22 protein-coding genes are annotated in these 26,912 nt (G+C 67.4%); 15 read left to right on the top strand and 7 right to left on the bottom strand.

Features of this window, described 5'->3' with window-relative positions; genetic code table 11:
* Positions 1-27: 27 nt before the first annotated feature.
* From C667_RS03440 to C667_RS03430, 3 genes are all read left to right on the top strand, one after another.
* The gene (locus C667_RS03440; protein WP_004357060.1) at positions 28-4,710 is read left to right on the top strand and encodes a glutamate synthase-related protein; all 4,683 of its coding nucleotides are present in this window, start codon (positions 28-30) and stop codon (positions 4,708-4,710) included.
* Complete coding sequence (locus C667_RS03435; protein ID WP_004357058.1) at positions 4,711-6,174, top strand: glutamate synthase subunit beta; 1,464 nt, start codon at positions 4,711-4,713, stop codon at positions 6,172-6,174.
* 152 nt (positions 6,175-6,326) lie between these two features.
* Positions 6,327-7,289: an AEC family transporter gene (locus C667_RS03430; RefSeq protein ID WP_004357056.1), complete on the top strand. Its 963-nt coding sequence runs from the start codon at positions 6,327-6,329 to the stop codon at positions 7,287-7,289.
* 18 nt (positions 7,290-7,307) lie between these two features.
* Here the strand turns inward: C667_RS03430 and C667_RS03425 are convergent, their stop codons facing one another.
* Positions 7,308-8,243: a LysR family transcriptional regulator gene (locus tag C667_RS03425; RefSeq protein WP_004357053.1), complete on the bottom strand. Its 936-nt coding sequence runs from the start codon at positions 8,241-8,243 to the stop codon at positions 7,308-7,310.
* A gap of 198 nt (positions 8,244-8,441) precedes the next feature.
* On the opposite strand from C667_RS03425, the gene C667_RS03420 reads away from it, so the two are divergent.
* The 5 genes from C667_RS03420 (at position 8,442) to C667_RS03400 (ending at position 13,396) form a co-directional block, all read left to right on the top strand.
* On the top strand, positions 8,442-9,692 hold the full coding sequence (locus tag C667_RS03420) for a CaiB/BaiF CoA transferase family protein (protein WP_004357051.1): 1,251 nt from the start codon (positions 8,442-8,444) through the stop codon (positions 9,690-9,692).
* A gap of 132 nt (positions 9,693-9,824) precedes the next feature.
* Complete coding sequence (locus tag C667_RS03415) at positions 9,825-10,850, top strand: TRAP transporter substrate-binding protein (RefSeq protein ID WP_004357049.1); 1,026 nt, start codon at positions 9,825-9,827, stop codon at positions 10,848-10,850.
* Positions 10,851-10,989: 139 nt separating this feature from the next.
* On the top strand, positions 10,990-11,427 hold the full coding sequence (gene aroQ, locus C667_RS03410) for a type II 3-dehydroquinate dehydratase (protein WP_004357047.1): 438 nt from the start codon (positions 10,990-10,992) through the stop codon (positions 11,425-11,427).
* A gap of 169 nt (positions 11,428-11,596) precedes the next feature.
* Entirely contained in the window at positions 11,597-12,460 is an 864-nt protein-coding gene (locus C667_RS03405) for a 4-hydroxyphenylpyruvate dioxygenase (RefSeq protein WP_039920695.1), read from the top strand.
* Positions 12,461-12,520: 60 nt separating this feature from the next.
* Positions 12,521-13,396 carry a sugar phosphate isomerase/epimerase family protein gene (locus C667_RS03400; protein WP_004357044.1) on the top strand — a complete coding sequence of 292 codons (876 nt, stop codon included), beginning with the start codon at positions 12,521-12,523 and terminating at the stop codon, positions 13,394-13,396.
* A gap of 52 nt (positions 13,397-13,448) precedes the next feature.
* Here the strand turns inward: C667_RS03400 and C667_RS03395 are convergent, their stop codons facing one another.
* Positions 13,449-14,363, bottom strand: coding sequence for an IclR family transcriptional regulator (locus C667_RS03395; RefSeq protein WP_245538421.1), 915 nt, complete (start codon positions 14,361-14,363; stop codon positions 13,449-13,451).
* Positions 14,364-14,470: 107 nt separating this feature from the next.
* Between C667_RS03395 and C667_RS03390 the strand changes: the two genes are divergently transcribed.
* From C667_RS03390 to C667_RS03375, 4 genes are all read left to right on the top strand, one after another.
* Positions 14,471-15,961, top strand: a complete 1,491-nt coding sequence (locus C667_RS03390) for an aldehyde dehydrogenase (protein WP_004357039.1) — start codon at positions 14,471-14,473, stop codon at positions 15,959-15,961.
* Positions 15,962-16,205: 244 nt separating this feature from the next.
* A complete protein-coding gene (locus C667_RS03385) occupies positions 16,206-17,408 on the top strand; it encodes a CaiB/BaiF CoA transferase family protein (RefSeq protein ID WP_004357037.1) in 1,203 nt (400 codons plus the stop codon).
* 2 nt (positions 17,409-17,410) lie between these two features.
* Positions 17,411-18,244 carry a citryl-CoA lyase gene (locus C667_RS03380; RefSeq protein WP_004357035.1) on the top strand — a complete coding sequence of 278 codons (834 nt, stop codon included), beginning with the start codon at positions 17,411-17,413 and terminating at the stop codon, positions 18,242-18,244.
* A 100-nt stretch (positions 18,245-18,344) separates the two neighbouring features.
* Positions 18,345-20,108: a thiamine pyrophosphate-binding protein gene (locus C667_RS03375; protein WP_004357033.1), complete on the top strand. Its 1,764-nt coding sequence runs from the start codon at positions 18,345-18,347 to the stop codon at positions 20,106-20,108.
* Positions 20,109-20,248: 140 nt separating this feature from the next.
* On the opposite strand, the gene C667_RS03370 is transcribed toward C667_RS03375, so the two are convergent.
* The 5 genes from C667_RS03370 to C667_RS03350 all read right to left on the bottom strand — a co-directional run bounded on the left by C667_RS03370 (position 20,249) and on the right by C667_RS03350 (position 24,093).
* The gene (locus C667_RS03370) at positions 20,249-20,773 is read right to left on the bottom strand and encodes a chromate transporter (RefSeq protein ID WP_157302167.1); all 525 of its coding nucleotides are present in this window, start codon (positions 20,771-20,773) and stop codon (positions 20,249-20,251) included.
* Positions 20,770-21,387, bottom strand: a complete 618-nt coding sequence (locus C667_RS03365; RefSeq protein ID WP_157302165.1) for a chromate transporter — start codon at positions 21,385-21,387, stop codon at positions 20,770-20,772. Before C667_RS03365 ends, C667_RS03370 begins: the two co-directional genes overlap by 4 nt.
* Positions 21,388-21,391: 4 nt before the next feature.
* Positions 21,392-22,177 carry a type I 3-dehydroquinate dehydratase gene (gene aroD, locus C667_RS03360; protein ID WP_004357026.1) on the bottom strand — a complete coding sequence of 262 codons (786 nt, stop codon included), beginning with the start codon at positions 22,175-22,177 and terminating at the stop codon, positions 21,392-21,394.
* Positions 22,178-22,220: 43 nt separating this feature from the next.
* Positions 22,221-23,039, bottom strand: coding sequence for a sugar phosphate isomerase/epimerase family protein (locus C667_RS03355; RefSeq protein ID WP_004357023.1), 819 nt, complete (start codon positions 23,037-23,039; stop codon positions 22,221-22,223).
* Between the two features lie 244 nt (positions 23,040-23,283).
* Entirely contained in the window at positions 23,284-24,093 is an 810-nt protein-coding gene (locus tag C667_RS03350) for a sugar phosphate isomerase/epimerase family protein (RefSeq protein WP_083881262.1), read from the bottom strand.
* Positions 24,094-24,341: 248 nt separating this feature from the next.
* Between C667_RS03350 and C667_RS03345 the strand changes: the two genes are divergently transcribed.
* From C667_RS03345 to C667_RS03335, 3 genes are all read left to right on the top strand, one after another.
* Positions 24,342-25,160 carry an IclR family transcriptional regulator gene (locus C667_RS03345; protein ID WP_004357019.1) on the top strand — a complete coding sequence of 273 codons (819 nt, stop codon included), beginning with the start codon at positions 24,342-24,344 and terminating at the stop codon, positions 25,158-25,160.
* Positions 25,161-25,262: 102 nt separating this feature from the next.
* Positions 25,263-26,429: an acyl-CoA dehydrogenase family protein gene (locus C667_RS03340; protein ID WP_245538420.1), complete on the top strand. Its 1,167-nt coding sequence runs from the start codon at positions 25,263-25,265 to the stop codon at positions 26,427-26,429.
* A 15-nt stretch (positions 26,430-26,444) separates the two neighbouring features.
* Positions 26,445-26,912 (top strand): electron transfer flavoprotein subunit beta/FixA family protein (locus C667_RS03335; RefSeq protein WP_004357015.1); only part of this gene is annotated, 468 nt, incomplete at its 3' end.

Below are 26,912 nucleotides of genomic sequence, written 5' to 3'. Positions count from 1 at the left end.
TCTTGAGTGTCGTTTGAGGAATCGAAGATGGATCTGCCCCAAAAGCAGGGTCTGTACGACCCCGCCAATGAACACGATGCCTGTGGCGTGGGTTTCATCGCCCACATCAAGGGCGAGAAACGTCATGACATCATTCTGCAGGGCCTCGAGATCCTGAAGAACCTCGACCACCGCGGCGCGGTGGGGGCCGACCCGCTGCAGGGCGACGGCGCGGGCATCCTGATCCAGATCCCCGACCAGCTCTATCGCGAGGCGATGGCCGCGCAGGGCGTGAGCCTGCCGCTGCCCGGCGAGTACGGCGTCGGCATGGTGTTCATGCCCAAGGAGGCCGCCTCGCGCCTCGCCTGCGAGCAGGAGATCGAGCGCGCGGTCGTGGCCGAAGGCCAGGTCGTGCTCGGCTGGCGCGACGTGCCGGTCAACCGCGACATGCCGATGTCTCCGACGGTCAAGGCCATGGAGCCGGTGATCCGCCAGATCTTCATCGGCCGCGGCCCCGACGTCATGGTCACCGAGGCGCTCGAGCGCAAGCTCTACGTCGTGCGCCGCCGCTCGGCCAACGCCATCGGTGCGCTCAAGCTCAAGCACGCCAAGGAGTTCTACATGGTGTCGTGCTCGGCGCGCACCGTGAACTACAAGGGCCTGCTGCTCGCCGACCAGGTGGGCGAGTACTACCCCGACCTGCTCGACAAGCGCGCCGTGTCGGCACTGTCGCTGGTGCACCAGCGCTTCTCGACCAACACCTTCCCGAAGTGGAACCTCGCCCACCCGTTCCGCTACATCGCGCACAACGGCGAGATCAACACCCTGCGCGGTAACTACAACTGGATGCGCGCGCGCGAGAAGGGCGTGCATTCGCCGCTGCTCGGCGACGACCTGCAGAAGATCTGGCCGCTGATCTACCCCGGCCAGTCCGACTCGGCCTCCTTCGACAACGCGCTCGAGCTGCTGGTGATGAGCGGCTACTCGCTTGCCCACGCGATGATGATGATGATCCCCGAGGCCTGGGAATCGCACACGCAGATGGACGAGAAGCGCCGCGCCTTCTACGAGTACCACGCGGCGATGATGGAGCCCTGGGACGGCCCCGCGGCGGTGGCCTTCACCGACGGCCGCCAGATCGGCGCCACCCTCGACCGCAACGGCCTGCGTCCGGCGCGCTACCTGATCACCGACGACGACCTCGTGGTGATGGCCTCCGAGTCCGGCGTGCTGCCCATCCCCGACAGCAAGATCGTCAAGAAGTGGCGCCTGCAGCCGGGCAAGATGTTCCTGATCGACATGGAGCAGGGCCGCATCATCGGCGACCAGGAGATCAAGGAGTCCCTCGCCCACGCGCGCCCCTACGCCGACTGGCTGCGCCGCATCAACATCAAGCTCGACACCCTCGAGGCCCCGGCGATGCTCGACACCGCCGCCGCCGACGAGCGCGTCGCGCCGCTGCTCGACCGCCAGCAGGCCTTCGGCTACACCCAGGAGGACATCAAGTTCATCCTCGAGCCGATGGGCAAGGCGGGCGAGGAGGGCACCGGCTCGATGGGCAACGACTCGCCGCTGGCGGTGCTGTCCTCGAAGAACAAGCCGCTGTTCAACTACTTCCGCCAGCTCTTCGCGCAGGTCACCAACCCGCCGATCGACCCGATCCGCGAGCAGATGGTGATGTCGCTGGTGTCCTTCATTGGCCCGCGCCCCAACCTGCTCGAGATCAACGAGATCAACCCGCCCTTCCGCCTCGAGGTGAGCCAGCCGGTGCTCGACTTCGAGGGCATGGCCAAGATCCGCAACATCGCGCGCTACACGCAGAACAAGTTCCGCTCCGCCGAGCTCGACATCTGCTACCCGGCCGAGTGGGGCAACGAGGGCGTCGAGGCGCGCCTCGCCTCGCTGTGCGCCGACGCCGAGAACGCGGTGCTGGCGGGCACCAACATCCTCATCGTCTCCGACCGCAAGCTCGCCGCCGACCGCGTCGCCATCCCCGCGCTGCTGGCGCTGTCCGCGATCCACCAGCACCTGGTGGAGAAAGGCCTGCGCACCCGCACCGGCCTGGTGGTCGAGACCGGCTCGGCGCGCGAGGTGCATCACTTCGCGGTGCTCGCCGGCTACGGTGCCGAGGCGGTGCACCCCTACCTCGCGCTCGAGACCCTGGCCCACCTGGCCGACGACGCCGAGGCCGCGGCCAAGTACGTCAAGCACTTCGTCAAGGCGATCGGCAAGGGCCTCATGAAGGTCATGTCGAAGATGGGCATCTCGACCTACATGTCCTACACCGGCGCGCAGATCTTCGAGGCCGTCGGCCTCAAGCAGGCGCTGCTCGACAAGTACTTCACCGGCACCACCAGCCAGGTCGAGGGCATCGGCGTGTTCGAGGTGATGGAGGAGTCCATCCGCCTGCACAAGGCCGCCTTCGGTACCGACCCGGTGCTGCACGACATGCTCGACGCCGGCGGCGAGTACGCCTTCCGCATCCGCGGCGAAGAGCACATGTGGACGCCGGACGCGATCGCCAAGCTGCAGCACGCCACGCGCTCGGGCAAGGCCGACACCTACAAGGAATACGCCCGCATCATCAACGACCAGAGCCGCCGCCACATGACGCTGCGCGGCCTGTTCGAGCTCAGGGCCGCGACCACCCCGGTGCCGCTCGACGAGGTCGAGCCCGCCAAGGAGATCGTCAAGCGCTTCGCCACCGGCGCGATGTCGCTCGGCTCGATCTCCACCGAGGCGCACACCACCCTGGCGGTGGCGATGAACCGCATCGGCGGCAAGTCGAACACCGGCGAGGGTGGCGAGGACCCGATGCGCTTCAAGCCGCTGACCGAGGCGATCAAGCTGTCGCAGGTGATCGGCGAGAAGCGCATCGCGCGCGACCTCGACCTCAACGCCGGCGACTCGTTGCGCTCGGCGATCAAGCAGGTGGCCTCGGGCCGCTTCGGCGTCACCACCGAGTACCTGGTCAACGCCGACCAGATCCAGATCAAGATGGCCCAGGGCGCCAAGCCCGGCGAGGGCGGCCAGCTACCCGGCCACAAGGTCTCGGAGTACATCGGCTTCCTGCGCCACTCGGTCCCGGGCGTCGGCCTCATCTCGCCGCCGCCGCACCACGACATCTACTCCATCGAGGACCTCGCGCAGCTCATCCACGACCTCAAGAACACCAACCCGGTGGCCAGCATCTCGGTCAAGCTGGTGTCCGAGATCGGCATCGGCACGGTGGCCGCGGGCGTGGCCAAGGCCAAGGCCGACCACATCGTCGTCGCCGGCCATGACGGCGGCACCGGCGCCTCGCCGTGGAGCTCGATCAAGCACGCCGGCTCGCCGTGGGAACTCGGCCTGGCCGAGACCCAGCAGACCCTGGTGCTCAACCGCCTGCGCGGGCGCGTGCGCCTGCAGGTCGACGGCCAGATCAAGACCGGTCGCGACGTCGTCATCGGCGCGCTGCTCGGCGCCGACGAGTTCGGCTTCGCCACCGCGCCGCTGGTCGTCGAGGGCTGCATCATGATGCGCAAGTGCCACCTCAACACCTGCCCGGTCGGCGTCGCCACCCAGGACCCGGTGCTGCGTGCGCGCTTCTCGGGCCAGCCCGAGTACGTGGTCAACTACTTCTTCTTCGTCGCCGAGGAAGTGCGCGAGCTCATGGCGCAGCTCGGCGTGCGCAGCTTCGACGAGCTCATCGGCCGCGCCGACCTGCTCGACATGAAGAAGGGCATCGCGCACTGGAAGGCGCAGGGCCTGGACTACTCGCGCATCTTCTACCTGCCCAACGTGCCCGCCGAGGTGCCGCGCCTGCACAGCGAGACGCAGGACCACGGGCTCGACAAGGCGCTCGACCGCCAACTCGTCGCGCTCGCCAAGCCGGCGCTTGAGAAGGGCGAGAAGGTGAACATCGACCTGCCGGTGCGCAACATCAACCGCACCGTGGGCGCGATGCTCTCGGGCGAGGTGGCCAAGCGCTACGGCCACGCCGGCCTGCCCAACGACACCATCCACATCCGCCTGAACGGCACCGCCGGTCAGAGCTTCGGCGCCTTCGTGGCGCGCGGCGTCACCCTCGAGCTGGTGGGCGAGGGCAACGACTACGTCGGCAAGGGCCTCTCGGGCGGTCGCATCATCGTGCGCCCGAAGGCCGAGTTCCGTGGCGACACGCCGCAGAACATCATCGTCGGCAACACCGTGCTCTACGGCGCGACCGAGGGCGAGGTCTACTTCGCCGGGGTCGCGGGCGAGCGCTTCGCGGTGCGCAACTCCGGCGCCACCGCGGTGGTGGAGGGCGTGGGCGACCACGGCTGCGAGTACATGACCGGCGGCACCGTGGTGGTGCTCGGCGAGACCGGGCGCAACTTCGCCGCCGGCATGTCGGGCGGCGTGGCCTACGTGCTCGACGAGGACGGCACGTTCGAGCAGCGCTGCAACATGGCGCAGGTCGCGCTCGAGCCGCTGCCCGACGAGATCGCCGCGCGCAAGGGCTCGGAGTCGGGCGACGAGCTCGAGGCCCACGGCCGCGTCGATATCGACCACCTGACGATGGGCGACGAGCTCATCCTCAAGGGCCTGATCGAGCGCCACGTCCGCTTCGCCAGCAGCGTGCGCGCGCGCGAGATCCTGAACAACTGGGGCGTCTGGCGGAAGAAGTTCGTCAAGGTGTTCCCGCACGAGTACCGTCGCGCGCTGACCGAGATGGCGCAGCAGCGCGAAGCTGAGAAGGAGGCCGCATAAATGGGCAAGCCCACCGGATTCATGGAATATCAGCGTCTGTCCGAGGCCTACGAGCCGGTCGACAAGCGCCTGAAGACCTACAAGGAGTTCGTCGTCCGCCTCACCGACGAGCAGGCGTCGGTCCAGGGCGCGCGCTGCATGGACTGCGGCATCCCGTTCTGCAACAACGGCTGCCCGGTCAATAACATCATCCCGGACTGGAACGACCTCGTGTATCGCGGCCACTGGCGCGAGGCGATCGAGGTGCTGCACTCGACCAACAACTTCCCCGAGTTCACCGGCCGCATCTGCCCCGCGCCCTGCGAGGCGGCGTGCACGCTGAACATCAACACCGAGGCGGTGGGCATCAAGTCGATCGAGCACGCGATCATCGACAAGGCCTGGGAAGAGGGCTGGGTGGTGCCGCAGCCGGCCGAGGCCAGGACCGGCAGGAAGGTCGCCGTGGTCGGCTCCGGCCCGGCGGGGCTGGCCGCCGCGCAGCAGCTCGCGCGCGCCGGCCACGACGTCACCGTGTTCGAGAAGAACGACCGCATCGGCGGCCTGCTGCGCTACGGCATCCCCGACTTCAAGATGGAGAAGTCGCTGATCGACCGCCGCGTCGAGCAGCTCCAGGCCGAGGGCGTGGTGTTCCGCACCGGCGTGCTGGTCGGCGCCGCCAACGTGCCCGCCGGCATCGTCAATGATGCGAAGCAGGTGGTCAGCGCCGAGCAGCTGCAGCAGGACTTCGACGCCGTGGTGCTCGCCGGCGGCTCCGAGATCCCGCGCGACCTGCCGGTGCCCGGCCGCGAGCTCGGCGGCGTGCATTACGCGCTCGAGTTCCTGATCCCGCAGAACAAGCAGGTCGCCGGCGACAAGCCCAACCCGATCTCGGCCAAGGGCAAGCACGTGGTGGTGATCGGCGGTGGCGACACCGGCTCCGACTGCGTGGGCACGTCCAACCGCCACGGCGCGGCCAGCGTGACCCAGTTCGAGCTCATGCCGATGCCGCCCGAGCAGGAGAACAAGGCGCTGGTGTGGCCGTACTGGCCGACCAAGCTGCGCACCTCGTCCTCGCACGAGGAAGGCTGCGAGCGCGACTTCGCCGTCGCCACCAAGGAGTTCATCGGCAAGAACGGCAAGGTCAAGGCGCTCAAGGCCTGTCGCCTGGAGTTCAAGGACGGCAGGATGGCCGAGGTCCCGGGCTCGGAGTTCGAGATCAAGGCCGACCTGGTGCTGTTCGCGATGGGCTTCACCCAGCCGGTGGGCGGCGTGCTCGAGGCCTTCGGTGTGGACAAGGACGCGCGCGGCAACGCCAAGGCCACGACCGACGGCGCCGGCTCCTACACCACCAACGTGCCCAAGGTCTTCGCCGCCGGCGACATGCGCCGCGGGCAGTCGCTGGTGGTGTGGGCGATTCGCGAGGGCCGCCAGTGCGCCCGCGCGGTCGATGAGTTCCTGATGGGTGAGAGCCTGCTGCCGCGGTAAGCGCGGGCGAGGCGCTGCCATCGCGACTCGCGTCGCGTCGCGTCGCGTCGCGTCTACCAAACTGGCTGGCAGCGCTGATATTCTCCGCGGCAGAGCGATTCACGAAAGGTGGTCTTCGGGCCGCCTTTCTTCTTTTGGGGCCTCCCGAGCGCATGCTGGACATCCTCGCCATCACTACGCCGATCTTCCTGATCATCGGTCTCGGCTTCATCGCGGTTCGTGCCGGCCTGTTCTCGTCCGTCGAGATTCGCGTGCTCGGGCGCTTCGTGATCCAGTTCGCCTTGCCGGCGATGCTCTTCCTGACCCTCACGCGCAGCAGCGTGGCGGAAATTCTCAATCTGCGCTTGCTGTTCGCCTATCTGATCGGCTCGCTGCTCGCGTTTGCCGTCGCAGTGACGGCGGCCCGCTTCGTGCTGGGGCGCAACTCCCTTGCGGCGGTGGTCGTGGGCATGGGGTCGTCGATGTCGAACAGCATGTTCATCGGCCTGCCGGTCGTGTTGCAGGTGCTCGGGCCGACCGCCTCGCTGGCCGTGGCCATGGTGGTCATCGTCGAGAACCTGCTGATGCTCCCCTTGCTGCTGGCGGCGGCCGAAACGCTCGGTAACCGGGACGCCACGCTTTGGCGCGCACTGTCGCGCACGCTCGGCCGCCTGCTGCGCAACCCGATGATCCTGGCGATCAGCGCGGGGTTTGTCGCTTCGCTGAGCGGCCTCGCCCTGCCGGCGCCCGTCCTGAAGGCGATCGACATGCTAGCGCTGGGCTCGGCCGGCATCTCGCTCTTCGTGGTGGGCGGAAGCCTGGCCGGCGTCGTGCTGGGCGGGTTGCTGGGCGGTGTGGCGCTGGTGAGCTTCATGAAGCTTTGCGTGCACCCGCTCGCAGTGCTGGCCGCGGTGATGCTGGTGCCGGGAATCGAGCCCGCGGTGCGCATGGCCGCGGTGCTGTTCGGGTGCATGCCCATGTTCAGCATCTATCCGATCCTCAGCCAGCAATATGCGCTGGAGCGCGAGGCGGCCGCGGCGTTGGTGCTGACCACGGTGGTGTCCTTCTTCAGCATCACCTTGTGGATCTGGGTGGCGAGCCGCTCGGCGCTGTTCCCCGGCGTGGATCTCCGCTAGGCGAGCGCCGCGCGCGGTTCAGCACGCCGCAGCCAGCGGCTCGTGCTGGAACAGCGAGACGCACATCTCGCGCAGCCAGCGGTTGCCGCTGTCGTGGTGGAAGCGCGCGTGCCAGTACTGCTTGACGATGAAGGGCGGGATCGGCAGCGGGCAGGGGAGGATCCTCAGGCTGGCGCTGCGGGCGAGCGCATTGCCGATGTGGCGGGGAACGGTGGCGATCAGGTCGGTCGTGGACACGATCGCGGCCAGCCCGAGAAAGCCCGGGAGTTCGATCGCGACTCGGCGCTCGACCTGCTGCGCCTTGAGCGTCTCGCGCAGGAGGGTGGAGCCCGACCCGGAAAGGATTCCGACGTGTCCCTCGCGACCATATCTCTCCAGATTCAACTGTTCGCCGATGCGCTGGTGGTAGCGGTTGACCAGGCAGATCCAGTCCTGCGGATACAGCGCTTGCTGGTAGAAGCCCGATTCCAGCTCCGGCACGAGGCCGAGCGCGAGGTCCGCCTCGCCCGCCTGCAGCAGGCCGGCGGTTCCGCCGGCGATGCCGAGCGCCTCGAGCGTCACCGAGGGGGCGAGCGCATGCACATGGGCGAACAGTTGCGGCAGCATCGTGACATGGCTGGCGTCGGTCATGCAGATGCGGAAGCGACGCTCGGAACTGGCGGGATCGAAGCCGTGCTCCGGTGCCGAGAGCCGGCGCAGCGCGGCGAGCGCGTCGCGGACATGGACGATCAGGGCGTCCGCGCGGGGCGTCGGCAGCATGCCTTCGGCGCTGCGGACGAACAGGGGGTCGTGCAGCTCCCGGCGCAGTCGTGACAGCCAGATGCTGATCGTCGGCTGGCTCTGTTCGAGCAGCTCGGCGCAGCGGGTGACGCTGCGGGTGTCGTAGAGGAGGTCGAGCAGACGCAGAAGCTTGACGTCGATCAGCGTGGCATCGATCTCTTTTGGGTGCGTCATGCGGAACCGTGTTTCGGTCAAGGCCCTGAATACGCTGGATTTTAGCAATACTATTGCGAAGCGCAATGAACTATATGTCAGGCATTGCATTTACGCGGGCTCAAGCGAGGCCTATCTTTGCGCTGCAAATCAGTCTGGCCGATGTGCGGATAAGTGCTCGGCGCAGGTGATCCAGGACCCGAACCGGACTTCGACATCATGGCAACTCAGCAGCTTCCGCTCGCAGGCATTCGTGTCATCGACTACACGCACTTCCTCGCGGGCCCCTACCTGACCCGGTGCCTGGCAGCGCTCGGTGCGGAGGTCATCAAGATCGAGCGTCCGACCTCCGGCGACGCCGGTCGCGACCATCCCTATTTCATCCAGGGCCAGAGCGGCTACTTCCTGCAGCAGAATATGGGCAAGGAGGGCGTCTGCATCAACATCAAGGACCCGCGCGGGCTCGAGATGATGCACAAGCTAGTGCGTTCGGCCGACGTCTTCGTCGAGAACTATCGCCCGGGCGCGCTCGAGAAGTTGGGGCTCGGCTACGAGAAACTGGCCGAGCAGAATCCGGGGTTGGTGTATTGCTCGATCTCCGCCTACGGCCATACCGGCCCCGATTCCCATCGACCGGGTTTCGGCCTGATCGCGGAGGCCAAGAGCGGCATCATGGCCATGGTGGGCGAGCCGGGCGAGGCTCCGCCGCTGCTGCGGGTCGCCCTCGGTGACCTGTACACCGGCATCCATGGCGTGGCGGCGGTGTGTGCGGCGCTGCTGGGGCGGGTCAAATCGGGCCGCGGCCAGCACATCGACATGGCGCTGTACGACACGCTGATGTCGATGCACGAATATGCGGTGCAGTGCTACACCCTGTCGGGCGGCAAGGAGATCCCGCAGCAGACCGGGCACGATCTGCCGACCTCGACACTGTACGGGGTCTTCACCGCGAAGGACGGCGATCATCTGGTGATCGCGGCGCAGGTCGACGACGCCTGGAGGCGCTTCGCTGCCCTGGTGGCCGGTCAGACGGGCAACGCGGCCTTTGCCGCCGATGCGCGCCTCCACACCGCCGCGGGGCGCAACGAGCATCGCCTCGAGATCCTGCCCGTGGTGCGTGCATGGGTGGCCGGCATGAGCGCGGCCGAGTGCCTGGCGGCGCTCGATGCGGTCGACGTGCCCTGCGCCAAGGTGCAGCGTATCGACGAAGTGCTGGCGGACCCGCAGATCCAGGCCCGCGGGATGCTGATCGAGCAGGATCATCCGGTGCTCGGCAAGGTCAGGCTGCCCAACCTCCCCTTCCGGTTCTCGGCGTGCGACACCACCCAGACGACGCCGGCGCCGCTGATGGGACAGCACAACCGCAAGCTCGCTGCGGAACTCGGCTATACCCCCGAGCAGATCGAGGCGATGGTCCGCGACGGTGTGCTCCACGCCGAGAAGGCGGTCGCGGCGCTCGGCCTCGGTTGAGGCTCCACCGGCCCGCCGCATCGGGGCGCGGTCGGCGCGTCCCGTCTGAGATACAGTGCGACTGCGTCCGGTACGCACGCAGTCGTGCAAGACAATTGCGTACCCGCCGTCCCGGCACTGAGGAGATCGACCATGAAGAAACGGATGTTCATCAAGACCGCAATGACCGCTGCCGCTGCGTTGGCGATGGGAGTGGCCAGCATGGGCGCGTATGCCCAGAGCTTCTCCGAGCGCACGCTTCGCCTCGGCATCCAGAACCCGAAGGGACACCCGGCGGAGGTCGGCGCGCAGAAGTTTGCCGACCTGGTCGGCGAGAAGACCGGCGGCAAGATCAAGGTGCGCGTGTTCGCGGGTGGCGTGCTCGGCGGCGACCAGCAGACGGTCTCGGCCCTGCAGGGCGGCACCATCGAGATGACCGCGCTCAACTCCGGTATCCTCGCCTCGCACGTGCCGGCGCTCGGCGTCTATGACCTGCCTTTCCTGTTCAACAACTCCGACGAGGTCGACGCGGTCGTCGACGGCCCCTTCGGCCAGAAGCTGCATGCCAGGCTCGAGGAAAAGGGCATCGTCGCCCTCGGCTACTGGGAGCTGGGCTTCCGCAATCTGACCAACAACGTGCGTCCGATCAACAAGGTGGAAGACATCGCCGGCCTGAAGCTGCGCGTGATCCCCAACCCGATCAACCTCGACTGGGTGCAGGCGCTCGGTGCCAACCCGGTGGCGCTGGCCTTCCCCGAGGTGTTCAACGCACTCGAGCAGCGCGCGGTCGATGGCCAGGAGAACCCGGTCACCGTGATCCTCGCGAACAAGTTCGCCGAGGTGCAGAAGCATCTCGCGCTGACCCGCCACCAGTACAACCCGCAATCGATGATCATCAGCAAGAAGGTGTGGGACACCTTCAGCGCGGATGAGAAGAAAGTGTTCCAGGATGCGGCCAAGGAGGCGATCGCCCATCAGCGCAAGGTCTCGCGCGAGCAAAGCGAGACCGCCCTCGAAGCGCTCAAGAAGGCCGGCATGCAGGTCACCGAGCTGCCGCCGGAAGAGGTCGCAAAGCTGCGCGAGAAGATGAAGCCGGTGATCGAGAAGCACTCGGCCACCGTCGGTGCCGACGTCGTTACCGAGCTGCAGGCGGAACTCGCCAAGCTGCGGACGAAGTAATCCGCAGCAAGCCCGGAACGCAGCAAGGCTCGTTCCATCCGGGCCTGGCCGTCGGTACATCCGCGTGGCCGGGCCCTTCGCTTTTGCAGTCGTACCCATTTGCCGTCCTACCCATTGCACGAACCACCGGAGATTCCCGATGAGCAAGGTCCTCGTCATCAACGGCCCCAACCTCAACCTGCTCGGCACCCGCGAGCCCCATATCTACGGCGCCACCACGCTGGCCGACGTCGAGAGCGGCCTGGTCGCCCAGGGCGGCGAGCTCGGCCTCGAAGTGCTCTGCTTCCAGAGCAATCACGAAGGTGCGATCGTCGAGCGCATCCACCAGACGCGCAGCGAGGGCGTGAAGTTCGCGCTGATCAATCCCGGTGCCTATACGCACACCAGCGTGGCGATCCGCGATGCCTTCAATGGCGTGGCCCTGCCCTTCGTCGAAGTGCACATCTCCAACGTGCACAAGCGCGAACCCTTCCGCCACCATTCCTATCTTTCGGATATCGCCGAGGCGGTGATGGCCGGTTTCGGGACGATGGGCTACAACCTCGCGTTGCAGTTCATCGCCAGCAAGCTGCGCTGAGGCGGGCCTGGACGATCGAGGGGGGATCGGTCCGGGCGGATCCAGCCAACCGTCCCTTGCTTGGCCGGGCTGCGCGTTTCGAGTAGATTCGAGCTATCGTCCGGCCGCAGCCGGGCACGCACGCGTTCCGCACCCGCTGCGGACGTGCTCTCTCCTCAAGGTATCGGCAATGACTGCGTTGGATCTGGTTCCCGAACCCCGGAATGTCCTGGGCATGGATGGGGTGGAGTTCATCGAGTTCGTCACCGGCAAGCCTCAGGCGCTGGGTGGTGTGCTCCAGCTCATGGGCTTCGCGCCGGTGGCGCGCCATCGTTCTCGCGAGGTGGTGCTGTACCGCCAGGGGGCTATGAACCTGATCGTGAACGCCGACGGGGCCAGCGCCGAGCCGGGCGCGACCTACCTCTCCGCGGTGGCCTTCCGGGTTCGTGATGCGGCGCATGCGATGCGTCACTCGCTCGACGCCGGCGCTTGGGAGATCCCGCGACGGGCTGCTGCGATGGAGCTCAACATCCCGGGCATCCTGGGCAGCGGCGACAGCACGATCTACTTCGTCGATCGCTACAAGGATTTTTCCATCTACGACGTAGATTTCGTGCCCTTGCCGGGCATGGATCCCAACCCCCCCGCGATCGCCGGCCTGCATTATTTCGGACTGGTGCAGGCGGTGGGGGCCTTCCGCACCGGCGAGTGGGTGGATTTCTACAGTCAGTTGCTCGGCTTCGTCGAACTGCCGCCGGGCAGCTTCGTCGGCATCCTTCCCAAGGGCACGCTGTTGCGCAGCCCCTGTGGTCGTTTCTACGTGCAACTCGTCGAGCCGCCCGAGGGGGCCGAGGACATCCACTGGGACGAAGGCCTGGTGCGTATCGGCTTCGGCGCACCCGACGTCCCGGAGGCGACCCGTCTGCTGCGCGAGCGGGGGCTGGTCTTCATCGACGAGGGGCATCTGCATCCGGGTGAACGCGGTGCGCTCACCCAGGTGTATCTCGGCTCCGCCACTTTCGAGCTGGTCGCGAGCAAGCCGACCGAGGTCTGAACCCCGCCCGGGCGTGTGGCGCCCGGATGCGGTCGTTCGCAATGATTCCAGGAGGGAAGCTTGGATTTCGATTCTGTCGCGCTGGATGCCAGTTCGATGGCGGGCCCGCTGGAAGCGCGCCTGCACGCAGCGGTGAGCCGGGGGTTCCGGCGCATGGTGTTCGCGGCGTCCGACCTGGTGGGGCATCCGCAGGGCGTGGAGGCCGCCGTGGCCTTGGTGCGCGGCGCCGGGGTGCGCGTGCAGGCGCTGCGCCAGCTGAGCGATTTCGAGGGACTCGAAGGACCACTGCACGAGTACAAGGTGACGGTTGCGAAGGGACTCCTCGGGCTGTGTCGTGCGATTGGCGCGCCGATGTTGCTCGTCTCGGCCAGCGGCGTGCCCGAGGCGGCGGCCGATCCGGTTCGTGTCGCGCGCGATCTCGCAAAGCTGGCGACACTCGCCGTGCCCAAGGGGGTCGATATCGCCTATCAGGGGCGCCCGGGCTCGGCGGTGGCGTGCGACGTGGTGAGTGCGGAGGAGCGTGTCAATGCCGCCGAGCGCGCGAACCTGGGGCTGGCGATCGATACCGGCCACCTCTTCGTCGCCGATCGCGGGCTCGATGCCCTGGACCGGTGTTACGGGGATCGCCTGTTCCTGGTCGGGCTCAGTGACGCGATCGCACTTCATCCGCAAGAGCAGACCCGCGGCGAGCGCGATTTCGTCCGGGTTTTTCCCGGCGACGGCAGTCATGCGGAGTCGTTGCTCGAGCTGATCCGCCGCCTGCGCGTGATCGGTTTCCATGGCGGCTTCTATCTGAACGCCTGCAACGACGATTTCGCCCAGTTGCCGCCGGAGCTCGTCGCCGATCAGGCGCGCGAATCCCTGCTCTGGCTGATCGACCAGTTGCGCCACATCGATCTGCCGCGCCGCCGCATCCCCGCGGCCGTCCGCGCCTGAGCCCGCGCGCGCATCTCTCCCGCGTGGCGGCAGGGGTGCGCTTTCCCCGCTTTCAGTCGGCGCCGGCCGGCTTGGCGTCGCTCTTGCCCGGCCAGGCTCCCCCGAGGGTTTCGGTGAGTTCGGCGGCGTAACGCTGCAGCGCCGGCACGATCGCCTCCAGCGCGGCCTGGTCCAGGCGGTAGCGCGGCCCGGAAACGGTCAGCGCGCCCACCAGCCTTTGCCCGCCGGAGAACACCGGGGCGGCGACGGCCGAGGTTTCGGGATCCCTCTCTCCGAGCGAGATCGCGTACAGGCGCGCGCGCACCTGGTCGTAGCGTTCCCCGCTCATCCCGCTGAATGCCATCAGCACGTGCCCGGAGGCGCCCACGGTCAGCGGCAAGGCATCGCCCTCGTGGATCGTGTCGCGGATCGAGCGCGGCGCCTCGACCCGGTGCAGGCAGACGCGATGGTTGTCGTCGCGAATGAAGAAGGAGATGCCCTCGCGCAGTTCCTCGGACATTCGGCGCATCAGCGGCGGGATGAAGTCGTGCGTGCTGAAGTGGCGCTGGTACAGCGAACCGAGGAAGAGCGGCTTGGGGCCGATCATGTAGGTGCCGTCCTCGAAGCGGCGCAGGTAGCCGAATTTCTCCAGCGACTCGGCCAGGCGGAGCGTGGTGCTCTTGTAGAACCCGGCCCGCTTGGAGATCTCGGTCAGGGTCAGGCTTTTCTCGCGGTCGGTGAAAACGTCCAGGATGGAGAGCGCACGCTCTACCGATGCCACACCTTCTGTGCTCATGTTCTTGCGCCAAATTAGTTGAACAGTGTTCCTGTTTCGCTGTGGATGATAGCCCGGATTCGGCCCCTCCTTCAGCGTTCGGACGCGGCTTCGAGGGGCCTCGGGCGTGGCGGAAGCCCGCTTCGAGTGCGTCTGCTTGACAGGCCAAAAAAAATACAGATTCGGCTTGAAACCCTCGAGATGATACTCCATACTAGAACCAAGTTCTGATAAGCGAAACACGAAACCGCGCCAGGCTTCTCGCGGCAGCGTGAATGAGACTGAAAGAGCGCCTGTTCGATTCGTGACTGGAGACATCAATGGCAAACACCGCGACCCTTCCGCACTACGGCAACTACATCGACGGCGCGATCGTGCCGCCGGCCTCGGGGGAGTACTTCCCGACCGAGAATCCCTACACCGGCGAGGCCTGGGCGATGATCGCCCGCGGCAACAAGGACGACGTGCAGGCTGCCGTCGCCGCCGCGCATCGCGCCTTCGAGAAGGGCGCCTGGCCCGAGATGACCGCCAGCGAGCGCGGCCGCCTGTTGTGGCGTCTCGGCGACCTGATCATCGCCAACGCCCAGCACCTGGCCGACATCGAGATGCGCGACAACGGCAAGCTGGCCTCCGAGGTCGTCGCCCAGGTGCGTTACATGGGGCAGTACTTCCAGTACTACGCCGGTCTCGCCGACAAGGTGCAGAGCCAGGTCATCCCGACCGACAAGAAGGGCGTGTTCTGCTACACCAAGTACGAGGCCAAGGGCGTCGTCGCGGTGATCACGCCGTGGAACTCGCCGCTCACCCTCACGAGCTGGAAGCTCGCGCCGCTGCTCGCCGCCGGTTGCACCGCGGTGATCAAGCCGTCCGAGTTCACCTCCGCCTCGGCGGTCGAGCTCGGCAAGCTGTTCGAGCAGGCCGGCTTTCCGAAGGGTGTGGTCAACGTCGTCACCGGCTTCGGCAAGGAAGTCGGCGAGCCGCTGGTGGCGCATCCCGACGTCGCCCACATCGGCTTCACCGGTGGCGAGATCGCCGGCCAGATGATCTACGAGCAGGCCGCGAAGGGCCTCAAGACGGTCACCCTCGAACTCGGTGGCAAGTCGCCCAACATCGTGTTCGACGATGCCGACCTCGACCAGGCGGTCAAGGGCGTGGTGTCCGGCATCTTCGCCGCCACCGGCCAGAGCTGCCAGGCCGGCTCGCGCCTGCTGGTGCAGGAATCCATCCACGACGAGCTGATCGCCCGCCTGATCGATTTCGTCAGCAAGGCCAAGCTCGGCGACCCGACGCAGATGGACACCCAGATCGGCCCGGTCGCCACCCGCCCTCAGTTCGAGAAGGTGCTGAGCTACATCGAGGTGGCCAAGTCCGAGGGTGCGAAATGCGTGCTCGGTGGCAAGGCGCGTCCCGACCTCGGTGCAGGCCTGTTCGTCGAGCCGACGATCTTCACCGAGGTCGACAACAGCATGCGCATCGCGCAGGAAGAAGTCTTCGGCCCGGTGCTGTCGGTGATCAAGTTCAAGGACGAGGAAGACGCCATCCGCATCGGCAACGACGTCCTCTACGGCCTGGCCGGCGCCGTGTGGACCCAGAGCCTGCACCGCGCGATGCTGGTGACTGACAAGCTCAAGGCCGGCACGATCTGGGTGAACAATTACCGCGCCACCAGCTTCACCGCGCCCTTCGGCGGCTTCAAGCGCTCCGGCATCGGTCGCGAGTCGGGCAGCGAGACGATCAAGGAATACCTCGAGACCAAGTGCGTGTGGATCTCGACCGACCTCGACGTCCCCAATCCCTTCATCCGCCGCTGAGCCCGGATTCGGCAGGCCGGCAAGGCAGGTTCGCGCCTTGGAGAAGACCGCCCGCGGCGAGAGCGCGCTCTCGTTGCGGGCGGTCTTTTTTCTGCGGCGGGCATACCGCACGGGAGTTTGCCGGCATCGGTCTGTCAGACAAAACGCAGTTCCAAAAATAGTTGCGATATCGGGAATTGCGTTCTATTATTGGATTCAGGAGACCTGTTCCTCATCGATGAATCCTCACAAGAAGAGGTAGCACATGACCGCTGCACTTTCCGGAGTCCGCGTACTCGACCTCACCAACGTGCTCGCCGGGCCGTTCTGCGCCTATCAGCTCGGCCTGCTCGGCGCCGATGTGGTCAAGGTGGAGGTGCCCGAATCGGGCGACCTGGCGCGCCAGCTCGGCGCCGATGCCGAACTGAACAAGAAGAAGATGGGCGCTTCCTTCCTCGCCCAGAACGGTGGCAAGAAGTCGCTCACCCTCAACCTCAAGTCCGATGCCGGCAAGGAAGTGTTGCTGCGCCTGGTGCGCACCGCCGACGTGCTCGTCGAGAATTTCCGCCCCGGCGTGATGGACCGCCTCGGCCTCGGCTACGAGATCCTCAAGAAAGCCAACCCCAAGCTGGTCTATTGCGCCATCTCCGGCTTCGGCCAGGGCGGGCCGATGCGTCATGCGCCGGCCTACGACCAGATCGTGCAGGGCATGTCCGGCGTTATGAGCATCACCGGCGACCACGAAAGCGCGCCGCTGCGCGTGGGCTACCCGGTGGCGGACACCATCGGCGGCATCACCGCCGCGTTCGCCGTGGCGGCCGCGCTGGTGCGCCAGAGCCGCAGCGGCGAGGGCGAGTTCATCGACGTGTCGATGCTCGACTCGACGATCGTCACCATGGGCTGGATCGTCTCGAACTATCTCATCGCGGGCAAGGAGCCGGTGCCCATGGGCAACGAGAACTTCACCGCCGCGCCGTCGGGCACCTTCCGCACCGGCGAGGGGCTGCTCAACATCGCCGCCAACAAGCAGGAGCAGTTCGTCGCCCTTGCCGAGGCGATCGGTCGCCCCGAGCTCGCCACCGACGAGCGCTTCGCCGAGCGCGAGACGCGCAAGCGCAATCGCAAGGCGCTCAAGGTCGAGGTCGAGGCCGGGCTCGCCGGCAAGTCGGCCGCGGAGTGGGAATCCATCCTCGCCAAGCTGGGCGTGCCGGCCGGGCGGGTGCTCAGCGTGCCGCAGGTCCTCGGCCATCCGCAGATCCAGTCCCGCGACCTGCTCGCGCACTTCGAGCAGGTGCCCGGCGTCGGCCGCGACATCAGCCTGGTGCGCGCCGGCTTCAAGATGGCGGGTGGCAACCCCGACGTCGCCACGCCGCCGCCGCAGCTCGGCGAGCACACCGACTCCCTGCTTGTGGAACTCGGCTACTCGGCTGCGGAAATCGCCCAACTTCACGACGCCAAGGCGGTCTGACCATGAAAAGCGCAGAAGACATCGTCCAGGAAGCCAAGGCCTGGTGGACCACCGAGATCATCGACATCCACCCGGGCAAGATCGCCGTCCGCGGCTATCCGATCGAGGAGCTGATCGGCAACATCAGCTTCCCCCAGATGATCTGGCTGATGGTGCGCGGCGATCTGCCCACGCCCGAGCAGGCCGGCCTGCTCGAGGCCGCACTGGTGGCGGCGGTCGATCACGGCCCGCAGGCGCCGTCGATCTCGATCTCGCGCATGGCCGTCACCTGCGGCGTCGAGCTCAACAACGCCATGGCTTCGGCGGTCAATGTGCTCGCCGGCATCCACGGCGGCGCCGGCCAGCAGTGCATGGAGATCTACGCCGACGTGGCGCGTCGCATGGACGCGGGCGAGCCGATCGGGCAGGCGGTCGAGCTCGCGCTCGACGCCTGGGTGGCCGAGAACGGCAAGGTCATCCCCGGCTTCGGTCACCGCTTCCATCCGATCGACCCGCGCTCGGGCCGTCTGCTGGCGCTCACCGAAGCTGCGCGCGACAAGGGGGCGGTGAGCGGGCGCTACGTCGACATCGGCCGCGAGGTCGAGCGCGTCCTCGAACGCCGCAAGGGCAAGCGCATCCCGATGAACATCGACGGTGCGACCGCGGTGATCTACGCCGAACTCGGCTTCGCGCCGGAGCTCGGTCGCGGCCTGTTCATCCTGTCGCGCTCGGTGGGCATCCTGTCGCACGCATGGGAGCAGCATCAGCAGGGCGGCCGCATCAAGGGCCCGATGCCCAAGAGCATTCCCTACACCTATGCCGGTCCGGCGCGGCGCAGCCTGCCGCCGCAGGATTGATCGCGCACCGCGCATTCGCGAACGCAGTACCCCAGGCAGCGTCGGCCGAGACACGGCGCAAGATTCGAGCAGCAGCCCTATCCCAACCAGGAGGCGACACATGAAAAAGCAAACGATCTCTCACCAGCTCGTCCGGTACCTCGAGAACCGCGGCATCGAGCACATCTTCGGTCTGTGCGGCCACACCAACATCGCGGTGCTCAACGCGCTGGAGGGCAGCAAGATCCGCTTCATCAACACCCGCCACGAGCAGATCGCCTCGCACGCCGCCGATGGTTACGCACGCGCGAAGAAGCAGGCCTCGGTCGTGCTCAGCCACCTCGGCCCGGGCCTCACCAACGCCTCCACGGGCGTCGCCAACGCGGCCCTCGACTCGATCCCGATGGTGGTCATCGCCGGCGACATTCCGAGCTACTACTACGGCAAGCACCCGCACCAGGAGATCAACCTGCACGCGGACGCCTCGCAGTGGGAGATCTACCGCCCCTTCGTCAAGCGCGCCTGGCGCGTCGACACCCCGGAGCTGTTCCCGGAGATCATGGAGAAGGCCTTCCAGCTCGCCGAGAGCGGCCGCCCCGGCCCGGTGCTGGTCAACGTGCCGATGGACTTCTTCTCGCGCGAGATCGATCCCGCGCTGTTCGAACGCGTCTCCAGACACACCCGCGCGCTCAACAAGCCCTCGATCGACGACGAGACCGCACGCCAGATCGTGCAGGCCCTGCTCGACGCCGAGGCCCCGGTGATCCAGGCCGGCGGTGGCGTGATCCTCGCCGACGCGGCCGAGGAGCTGAAGGCCTTCGTCGACCACATGGGCATCCCGGTCGCGCACTCGCTGATGGGCAAGGGCGTGCTGCCCGACGACCACGACCTCGTCCTGGGCATGACCGGCTTCTGGGGCACCGAGCTGGTCAACGGCAAGTGCCTGAACGCCGACTGGGTGTTCGGCGTCGGCACCCGCTTCGCCGAGGCCGACTGCAGCTCCTGGGAGAAAGAGTTCACCTTCGACTTCGACAAGAGCAAGCTGATCCACATCGACATCGACCCGTCCGAGATCGGCCGCAACTATCCGGTCGCCATCGGCGCCGTGGCCGATCTCAAGCAAGCGCTCAAGGTGCTCAACCGCGTCGCCCGCGAGATGCTGCCGCAGCCGCGCCGCAATGAAGCCCTGCGCCAGGAGATCGCCGAGTTCCGCAAGACCTTCGTCGCCGGCAACCAGAAGTTCGTCGAGGACGACTGCTTCCCGATGATGCCTGAGCGCATCCTCTCGGTCGTGCGCGAGGTGCTGCCGCGCGACGCGATCATCACCACCGACGTCGGCTGGAACAAGAACGGCGTGGGCCAGCAGTTCCCGATCTACACTCCGGGCAGCATCCTCACCCCGGGCGGCTACGCCACCATGGGCTTCGGCGCCCCGGCCGCGCTCGGTGCCAAGGTCGCCTGCCCGGATCGCGTGGTCGTCTCCCTGGTCGGTGACGGCGGCTTCGGCCAGAACCCGGCGATGCTCGCCACCGCCGTGGAAGAGGACATCCCTGCGATCTGGATCGTGATGAACAACTTCGCGTTCGGCACGATCGCCGGCCTGCAGAAGGCGCACTACGGCACCACCGTCGGCACGCTCTTCCGCAAGGACGACCAGCCCTACCAGGCCGACTTCGCCGCCGTCGCGCGCGCCTACGGCGCCGAGGGCGTCAAGGTGGAATCGGCCGCCGAGTTCAAGGAGGTGCTGGAACGTGCGGTCAAGTCGAACAAGCCCTTCGTGATCGATGTCGCGATGAAGAACAACCCGGTGCCCACCACCGGCCACTGGAACATCCTCGACATCTACTCGCCCGACGGCGGCGTATCGCACGTCAGCACGGACTGAGCGCGATCGCGACGCGGGCCCGCCAGGGCCCGCGTTCAGCCTGCGTGAATCCGCTTCGGAGCCCGCCCGGTCGACAGATCGGGCGGGCTTTGTCCGTGCTCTTGCACCCCGGGGGGCTTGCCCGTGGGGGCGCCGTGCCTTCAGACGAGGCCCGCCGCCCCCGCCGCGGCGCCCGCGGCGATGTACCACAGCGGGTGCCAGTGGCGGTAGAACATCAGCACGGTGCACACCACGACGAGCGCGACGCCGCGGTAGTCGAGCCCGGCCGAGGCGGCGATCAGCCAGCCGCTGGCGCACACCAGGCCGACCGCGAGCGGGGCGACGCCGACCTGGATCGCCGCGCGCCAGGGTGCGGTGCGAAAGCGTTCCCAGTGGCGGTAGAAGACGTAGATGAAGACGCTCATCGGCAGGCTGATCGCCAGCGTGGCGACGATCGCGCCGGGAATGCCGGCGACCTTCCAGCCGATCAGCGACACCACGAGCAGGTTCGGCCCGGGTGCCGACTGGGCGATCGCGAACAGATGGGCGAAGGTGGTGCTGTCCATCCACATGCGCTGCTCCACCACCAGGCGGTGAAGCTCCGGCAGCAGCGCGGTGATGCCACCGAAGGCGATCACGTTGAGGATCGCGAACTGGACGAACAGGTCGAGCAGCAGCAGGATCATGGCCTCGGCACCTTCCCGGCTTCCGCCAGCGCGCGGCGTGCGCGCCACCATGCCAGTCCGGCGGTGACGGCCAGCAGGGCGAGCATCAGCGGCGGCAGCGGCAGCTTCAGCACCACCATGGCCACCAGGATGAGCACGGCGAAGGGCAGGTAAAGCCAGCGTTCATGCATGGCCTGCGCCATCTTGAGCCCGGTGGCGAACAGCAGCCCGGCGCCGGCGGCCGCGATGCCTCGCAGCATGTCCTGCACGATGGCGAGATGGCCCCACAGGCCGTAGAGGGCGGCGAGCCCCATCATCAGCGCGAAGGGGGCGATCAGCAGCCCCGCGGTCACGACGATGGCGCCGCGCACGCCGTGCAGGCGCGCGCCCACGCACACCGCGAGGTTGATCACGTTCGAGCCCGGCAGGAACTGGCACAGGCCGAGGAGGGCGTTGAATTCGGGGCCGTCGAGCAGGCGGCGTTGCTCGACCAGCATGTGGCGCAGCAAGGGCAGCACGCCGCCGAAGCCGGACAGGCCGATGCGGCTGCAAGCGAGGAAGAGTTCGAGCAACCCGGGCGTGGCGCCCGCTTCCGCCGCGGGGGTTACGCCCGACTTGCCGTCCGGATTCGGCACGGTCTCAGAACATCTCGCCACCGCGCGCGCGACGAATCACGTCGAACACGCTGACGAGATCGCCTACCGGAATCTGCCCGGGCGCCGAGGAGTGCTCGCCCACGGCGAAGGTGAGGCAGGAACCGAACAGCCCGCCCACCATGCGGCTGACCGAACCGAGCGGGCCGATCGCCGAGCAGATCAGCGGGATGCGGGTCTTCGCGTCGGCCTCTGAGGTCGCGGCGAGCAGGCGCAGCACGTCGGCGCGGTCGCGCGGCCGGACCTGGACCATGGCGACGTCGGCGCCGAGGTGTTCGGCCTCCAGGAAGCGGTCGATGAGGAATTCCTGCCCGGGCGTGTAGCTGGTCTGGTGGTAGGACAGGATCAGGCTCACGTCGGCCTTGCGCGAGAATTCGCGCACGCGGCGCACATGGGCCGGCGAATTGCCGAGCTCGAAGTCGATGCATTCGGCGAGCCCGCCTTCGCACACCGCCTCGAGCAGGGCGACTACGCCGGCCTCGTCGAGGGCGGTGGGCTGGCCACCCTCGCCGGCGCTGCGGCAGGTGAAGATCATCGGCAGGCCTGCGGCCGCGGCGCGCAGCGCGACGGCCGCATCGAGCACCGCTGCGGTGTCGGCGACCGCGTCGAAGCAGTCGACGCGCCACTCCAGCATGTCGGGCTTCTTGCGCAGGATGGTGGCGAGTTCGCCGAGCAGGCGTTCCTTGCTGCGACCGATCAGCGGGGTGCAGATCAGCGGGGTTTCGCCGCCGGGCTTGCGGCCGGCGGGGTCGAGCACCAGGGGGTGTTTCATGCGATGCGCTCCAGAACCTGTGGATGTTTCGATGTGCCGCGCCTCAAGCGCGAGCGTCGCGCGCGAGGTAGGCCTTGAGGGTTTCGAGACAGCGGGTGGCGTGTTCGGCGTAGCCCATTTCCTCGTGCGCGGCCTTGTTGGGCAGCTCGATCGAATACACGCAGTGCGGAATGTGGGCGAGGATGCCGGCGACGTCGATGCCGCCCTCGCCGACATACATGCGTGCCTCGCGCAGGATGCGGATCATCTCCTGACGTTCGGTGGGGATCACGGCCGGCGCGTCGCACAAATGGGCGAAATGGAACCACTCCCGCGGCAGCGCGTCGAGTGCCGCCGGGTCGTCGCCTGCGCGATGGAAGTGGTGCATGTCGATCATCAGGCCGGCGTTGTCGCGGTCGATCGTGCGCAGCACGTCCGCCGCGCCGGCGAGGTCGCGCACCGCGGCGATCGGGACGAACTCGAGGTCGACGCTCAGGCCCAGGGGCTTGGCCAGGTCGCACAGCTCGGCGAATTTCTCGATGTAGTACTCGCGCTCGCCACCCCAGATCGACGACAGCACCGCCTTGGCGCCGAGCTCGGCGGAGACCTCCATCGCCGGCAGGTAGTCGCGCACGGTCACCCCGTCGAAGATGCGCGCGAGCTCGATGTCGTGAACGCGCACGCCGGTCGACGTCAGCGCGCGCCGCGTCTGCGCCAGCATCTGCCGGTTCTCGGCGAGCGCGTAGTTCGGCTCCCCGGGCAGGCCCATGAAGATCGGGCGGATGCTGACGTAGTCATATCCGGCGCGCGCCGCGATGTACACCATCTCGGGGGGCGCGCAGCCCAGCACGGTGAGGTGGGCGAGAGAAAATTCCTGTTTCATGGTCTGATCCGCTCGGGTGAAGGGAGCTGCGTCGACGGCGCCACACGAGGTGTCCGCCGCCATCCTGATGACGATAGTGGCCCGCTGGCGTCGCGTCCATTTGGCGAGCGCGATGGGCGGCCGGTGCCGGGGCGAGGCCTGCGCCACGACTGCGGCGCAGGCCTCGCGGCCGTCGGGAAGAAAAGGGCGCGCGCGACGAAGAGGGAGGGAGGAGGGTGTCGCATTGTCGCGCGCGCGTCGAAACTCATGCCGCCTGGAGGTCCCGGATGCCGTGCAGACCGTCGATGCAGTCGCGCGCGGCCAGGATGCAGCGGCGTGCCCACCCTTCCTCGGCGCCTGCGTTCGCGGCGCGCGGCGGCACCAGCGCGTAGGGCAGCCCGGCGGGAAGTGCATCGAGGATGCCGCGCAGGTCGACCGAGCCTTCGCCCGGGAGCACCACGGCGGGGCAGTTGGTGGTCGATCCGGCGGAGGCGGCGTCGCGCACCCGGACCAGATGGAACCACTCCTTGGGCAGCCTGCGCAGCTCCTCGGGCTCGTCGCCGGCGCGGGTGAAGTCCAGCGTGTCGATCAGGATGCCGGCGTTCGGGCGGTTGATCGCGCCGACCACCGCCGCGGCGGCGGCCAGTCGGGGGGTGGCGCTGCCATGGACGCAGGACAACTCCACCGTCAGCCGGAACGGGAGCGCGCGGTCGCACAGTCTGGCGAAGGCCTCGGTCGCGCGCTCGCGTTCGGTGTCGTCGATGCGCGCGACGACATGGCGTGCGCCCAGCCTGGCTGCGGTCTCGAGCAGTGGCAGGAAGGTGTCGAGCGGGCTGAAGGCGTCGATCGGCGCACCCTCCAGATCGAGCACCCGGATCCCGTTGTCCTCGAGGATGGCGCGGACCTCCCCGTTGGCCCCGGCGCGGTCGCGGTGCAGGAAGGGCCACGCGGCAGCCGCGAGGTCGGCAAGCCGCAGACTCGCGTGGGTGTAACCCGCGCGCATCGCGATCCGCAGGGTCTCCGCAGGCGAGTGGGGTGGGTCGTCCGGTCGAGCCAGGGAGAATCGGTGCGCCATGTCTCCGTTTCCGTGCAGGGGCGTGATCCTGCTCATGCGGCAGGGGAGCGCTCTTTCTTTGTCGAGGGTGGGCGGTGGTGGTGCTTGATGGCCGCCGGTTTTCGTTAAGATAGAATTTAGTTCTGTTCAATGCAACTTTTTTTGGTAGAAAGGCTTCGTCAGGCGAACTGTAGTTCTGCTCAAAAAAACATTGACAAAATCGGACTCAGGTTCAAAAATGGAACTAAGTTCAAGAAATGAGGTGTTCGATGGCGGGGAGTCTGCTGTTGCGTGCGATGAATGTGCTGGAGCTCCTGGCAGAGTGTCCGCATGGACTGCCCCTGCAGGACATCGCGGATCGCCTGGAGATCCCCAAGAGCGGCGTGCATCGCCTGCTCGCCGAGTTCATCCAGCTGGGCTATGTGGCCCAGGATGAGCAATCGGGGCGCTATCTGCTGACCACCCGGCTGATGTCGCTCGGCTTCCGCCTGTTGGGTGGCAGCGGCATCCTGGAAGTGGTGCAGCCGGTGCTGAATCGCCTTGCGCAGTCCTGTGGCGAGCTGGTTCGCCTCGCGGTGGTGGACAACGGTCGTCTGCCCTTCGTCGCCAAGGCGCAGGGTGCGCGCAGCGGTTTGCGCTTCGATCCGGACATGGGCGGCGAGGCAGCCCTGTTCTGCTCGGCGAGCGGCATGGCCTGGCTTGCCAGTCTTCCCGCGGACGAGGCGATCGCACATGTCGTCCGCCAGGGCTTCACCCAGCTCGAGCAGCGTGGCGCGCGCGTCCCCAGGACCATCGCCGAGGTCATGCACCAGGTCGCCGAGACGCGGCGTCGTGGCTACGCCTGCGCGATCGAGACCTGGGCGGCAGGCATGTCGTCCTGCGCTGTCGCGGTGGCCGCGCCGGGTTCCGATCGCGTCGGCGGTGTGGTCAGTGTCGCCGGCCCGAGCGTGCGCCTGACCGAGGCGGCGATCGAGGCCCTGATTCCCGAACTGCGTCAGGCGGCCGAGGAGCTCTCCGCGTTCGCGCCGCTGGCCGACTACCTCGAGAGCATCAATCCGGCGCCGCCGCGGCCCGCTTCCATGCGGTGAGCGGCCGCGAAGGCCCGACCCGCACGTTGTCCGCACGCCCCACCCGTTCCCGCCTCAGTCCCGCCTCACCGAGGGTACACCTGGAGACCGCAAGAAATGGATATGAACCTGAGTTCCGAACAAAAGATGCTCGTCGAGACTGTCCGCCGCTTCGTCGAGAACGAACTGCTGCCGCTCGAGGATGAAATCGAGGAAACCGGCCGCCTCGCGCCCGAGAAGGCGCGTGCGCTGTTCGAGAAGTCGATGGCCAACGGCCTGTACGCGATGAACATCCCTGAAGAGTTCGGCGGTGGCGGCCTGTCCGCGGTCGACACCATGCTGTGCGAGGAACAGTTCGGTCACGCCAAGGACATCCTGATCCGCCGCGCCTTCGGCAACGTCTATGAAACCCTCCTAGTCGGCACCCCGGCCCAGCACGAACGCTGGCTGAAGCCGGCGGTGCGCGGCGAGCGCACCTTCTCGATCGCGATCACCGAGCCCGGCGCCGGTTCAGACGCCGCCAGCATCAAGACCCGGGCGGTCGCCGACGGGCAGGGGGGCTGGAAGATCAGCGGCACGAAGCACTTCATCAGCGACGGCGAGTTCTCCGACTTCTTCATGGTTTCGGCCGTCACCGATCCCGACAAGGGCCCGAAGGGCATCTCGCTGTTTCTGGTGGACAAGGGCACGCCGGGCTTCACCATCGGGCGCGACCAGAAGATGATGGGGCTGACCGGCACCAGCCATGTCGAGCTTGCCTTCGACGAGGTCCCGGTCGGCCCCGAGAACCTGCTCGGCGGCGAAGGCCAGGGGTTCCGACTGATCCTCGAGACCCTGGGGCGCGTGCGCCTCGGTCAGGTGGGCGCGCGTGCGGTGGGCAAGTCGGTGCGGCTGCTCGATCTGATGGTCGGCTACGCCAAGGAGCGCAAGCAGTTCGGCAAGCCGATCGGGGACTTCCAGATGGTCCAGCAGATGATTGCCGACAGCGTGATCGAGATCAACGCCGCACGCCTGATGGTGCTCGATGCCGCCTCGACGATCGACGCCGGTCGCGATGCGCGCGACAAGATCGCGATGGTCAAGGTCTTCGCCGCCGAGACGCTCGGCCGTGTGGCGGACCGTGCGGTGCAGGTGTTCGGCGGCATGGGCTACTGCGCCGAGATGCCGATCGAGCGCATGTACCGCGACGCCCGCATCTACCGCATCTTCGACGGTGCCTCGGAGATCCACCGCATGGTCATCGCACGCAGCGCGATGAAGCATGGCGAAGCCCTTTTCGGCACGTACTGAGCGGAGGCGCGAAACATGAAGATCCTCGTACCGGTCAAGCGCGTGGTCGATTACAACGTCAAGGTTCGCGTCAAGGCCGACGGCAGCGGCGTGGACCTGGCCAACGTCAAGATGAGCATGAACCCCTTCGACGAGATCTCCGTCGAGGAGGCGGTGCGCCTGAAGGAAGCGGGCGTGGCCACCGAGGTGGTGGCGGTGTCCTGCGGCGTGGGCGCCTGCCAGGAGACCCTGCGCGCGGCGATGGCGATCGGTGCCGACCGCGGCATCCTGGTCGAGACCGACGTCGAGCTGCAGCCGCTGGCGGTGGCCAAGCTGCTCAAGGCGGTGTGCGACAAGGAACAGCCGCAGCTGGTGATCTGCGGCAAGCAGGCGATCGACGACGACGCCAACCAGACCGGGCAGATGCTCGCCGCGCTCGCGGGCTGGCCGCAGGCGACCTTCGCCTCCAAGGTGACGCTGGCCGATGGCAAGGCCTCGGTGACG

The sequence above is a fragment of the Thauera phenylacetica B4P genome, from assembly GCF_000310225.1.
GTDB classification, from domain to species: domain Bacteria; phylum Pseudomonadota; class Gammaproteobacteria; order Burkholderiales; family Rhodocyclaceae; genus Thauera; species Thauera phenylacetica.
The sequence above is the reverse complement of the archived record's forward strand: the minus strand, read 5'-3'. Positions and strand labels throughout refer to the sequence as shown.

Coding starts and splice junctions, on each gene's coding strand:
- C667_RS03355 (WP_004357023.1), bottom strand. CDS start 23,039: ATGAAACAGGAATTTTCTCTCGCCCACCTCACCGTGCTGGGCTGCGCG.
- C667_RS03380 (WP_004357035.1), top strand. CDS start 17,411: ATGAAAAGCGCAGAAGACATCGTCCAGGAAGCCAAGGCCTGGTGGACC.
- C667_RS03370 (WP_157302167.1), bottom strand. CDS start 20,773: ATGATCCTGCTGCTGCTCGACCTGTTCGTCCAGTTCGCGATCCTCAAC.
- C667_RS03390 (WP_004357039.1), top strand. CDS start 14,471: ATGGCAAACACCGCGACCCTTCCGCACTACGGCAACTACATCGACGGC.
- C667_RS03385 (WP_004357037.1), top strand. CDS start 16,206: ATGACCGCTGCACTTTCCGGAGTCCGCGTACTCGACCTCACCAACGTG.
- C667_RS03405 (WP_039920695.1), top strand. CDS start 11,597: ATGACTGCGTTGGATCTGGTTCCCGAACCCCGGAATGTCCTGGGCATG.
- C667_RS03350 (WP_083881262.1), bottom strand. CDS start 24,093: ATGGCGCACCGATTCTCCCTGGCTCGACCGGACGACCCACCCCACTCG.
- aroQ (WP_004357047.1), top strand. CDS start 10,990: ATGAGCAAGGTCCTCGTCATCAACGGCCCCAACCTCAACCTGCTCGGC.
- C667_RS03415 (WP_004357049.1), top strand. CDS start 9,825: ATGAAGAAACGGATGTTCATCAAGACCGCAATGACCGCTGCCGCTGCG.
- C667_RS03425 (WP_004357053.1), bottom strand. CDS start 8,243: ATGACGCACCCAAAAGAGATCGATGCCACGCTGATCGACGTCAAGCTT.
- aroD (WP_004357026.1), bottom strand. CDS start 22,177: ATGAAACACCCCCTGGTGCTCGACCCCGCCGGCCGCAAGCCCGGCGGC.
- C667_RS03375 (WP_004357033.1), top strand. CDS start 18,345: ATGAAAAAGCAAACGATCTCTCACCAGCTCGTCCGGTACCTCGAGAAC.
- C667_RS03420 (WP_004357051.1), top strand. CDS start 8,442: ATGGCAACTCAGCAGCTTCCGCTCGCAGGCATTCGTGTCATCGACTAC.
- C667_RS03395 (WP_245538421.1), bottom strand. CDS start 14,363: ATGGAGTATCATCTCGAGGGTTTCAAGCCGAATCTGTATTTTTTTTGG.
- C667_RS03340 (WP_245538420.1), top strand. CDS start 25,263: ATGAACCTGAGTTCCGAACAAAAGATGCTCGTCGAGACTGTCCGCCGC.
- C667_RS03435 (WP_004357058.1), top strand. CDS start 4,711: ATGGGCAAGCCCACCGGATTCATGGAATATCAGCGTCTGTCCGAGGCC.
- C667_RS03430 (WP_004357056.1), top strand. CDS start 6,327: ATGCTGGACATCCTCGCCATCACTACGCCGATCTTCCTGATCATCGGT.
- C667_RS03345 (WP_004357019.1), top strand. CDS start 24,342: ATGGCGGGGAGTCTGCTGTTGCGTGCGATGAATGTGCTGGAGCTCCTG.
- C667_RS03440 (WP_004357060.1), top strand. CDS start 28: ATGGATCTGCCCCAAAAGCAGGGTCTGTACGACCCCGCCAATGAACAC.